The sequence below is a fragment of the Kitasatospora putterlickiae genome (assembly GCF_039527695.1).
GTDB classification, from domain to species: Bacteria; Actinomycetota; Actinomycetes; order Streptomycetales; family Streptomycetaceae; genus Kitasatospora; species Kitasatospora putterlickiae.
The window spans coordinates 1-1,403 of record NZ_BAAAKJ010000017.1 but is presented as its reverse complement, the minus strand read 5'-3'; the positions used below and the strand labels follow the sequence as shown (position 1 = coordinate 1,403).

Genomic DNA, 1,403 nt, shown 5'->3' with positions numbered 1-1,403 from the left:
CTGTCCAAGGACCAGGTCAGGGAGCACGCCCAGGCGCTGCTCGCCAAGGGCTGACCGGCCCCGGCGGCCCGCTGGCCCTGGTGCACGGCGACCTCCACCCGGCGAACGTCCTGCTCGGCCCGGACGGCCCGGTGGCGATCGACCCCCGCGCGTGCCTGGGCGACCCCGACTTCGACCTGGTCGACTGGGCGCTGGACGGCGTCACCGACCGGGCGGCGCTGTCGGCCCGGATCGCGGACCTGGTGGCCCTGGTACCCGGCGCGGACGCCGAACGCGTGCTCGCCTGGTGCCGGGCGACGGCGGTGGTGATCGCCGCCCCGCGCCTGACCGCCGGCCGCCGCGACCCGGGAACGCTCTTCCTCCGGGACCTCGCGGCGCTCTAGCTAGGGCTTGTCTGACAATTCCCGCCGCGCGCACGACGCCGGGCATCCCGCCTGGCCGCACCGCCGAATCGTCCAAGTACGTCCAGTACGAGGACGTTCCGGCGGCACGCCCAGCCGGGCGCCCAACGCCGCGCGCTGATGCGACGCGAATTGTCAGACAAGCCCTAGCGGGCGGCCACCGCGCCCGCGAAGGTGGCGAGCGCGCAGGTCAGCAGGACCGCCGTGGTCACCCCGAGGACGACCCGCTTGCGCTGCGAGCGGTCCCGGTCGCGCAGCAGCCCCTGGACGGTGACGAACCCCGCCACGGGCAACGCGGCGAGTGCGAGCAGCGACAGGCTCAGCCAGTACAGCACCCCGCCGGTGCCGGACAGGCGGCATTCGCCGTCGGCGGCGCAGAAGACCGGGACGCGCCGCTGGGTGTCGATGAGCCAGTCCGTCCGGGCGTGCTCGTTCGCCGGCCCGCCGTCGTCGGGGAGGAAGGTGCCCCGGCAGTCGCCGGTGGGACCCGCGGCAGGCCGGTCGGGGTCGGTGCGCAGGCACCGCTCGGCGACCAGGACGCCGCGCGTCCCGGCGAGCCCGGTGGCGTAGGCGAGCCCCTCACCGGCGTGGACCGCGCCCCGGCCGCCGACGACCAGCAGCGCGAGCGCCGCCACGACCGGGACCACCGCCTTCGCCGTCACCCGCCGGATGCCCTGGTCCATCACCGCTCCTCACGTCCCGTCGCCGGGCCGCGCCCACCCGGCCCCACCGACGGGGACGCGACCCGGCGGCCTCCGGTTCGGCCGACCGGGCTCCCGGGCCGGGTGGCCCGTCGACAACCGCCCCCGGCGCGCGGGCGCCCGGTCACTCCCCGCCACAGGCGCCCGCCGGGGCGGTGGCGGCGATGATCCGCACCGCCTCGGCGATCTGGGCGTCCGTCAGGTCCCCGCGGGCGGTCAGCCGCAGCCGCGAGACCCCGTCGGGGACGGACGGGGGGCGGAAGCACCCGACGGCGAGACCGGCGCGGCGGCAGTCGGCGGG

At 77.6% G+C, this 1,403-nt stretch carries 2 protein-coding genes and 1 pseudogene; 1 reads left to right on the top strand and 2 read right to left on the bottom strand.

Translation table 11 applies throughout. The features are described from left to right. A partial coding sequence (locus ABD308_RS01755; protein ID WP_344324379.1) for an aminoglycoside phosphotransferase family protein occupies positions 1–383 on the top strand: 383 nt, incomplete at its 5' end. Positions 384–547: 164 nt separating this feature from the next. On the opposite strand, the gene ABD308_RS01750 is transcribed toward ABD308_RS01755, so the two are convergent. Continuing rightward, positions 548–1,084, bottom strand: a complete 537-nt coding sequence (locus ABD308_RS01750; RefSeq protein ID WP_344324376.1) for a hypothetical protein — start codon at positions 1,082–1,084, stop codon at positions 548–550. Between the two features lie 142 nt (positions 1,085–1,226). Beyond that, positions 1,227–1,403 (bottom strand): annotated as a pseudogene (locus tag ABD308_RS01745) (8-amino-7-oxononanoate synthase); the annotation flags it as partial.

Excerpts from the sequence above, each read along its gene's own strand:
- ABD308_RS01750 (WP_344324376.1), bottom strand. The coding sequence starts at position 1,084 with ATGGACCAGGGCATCCGGCGGGTGACGGCGAAGGCGGTGGTCCCGGTC.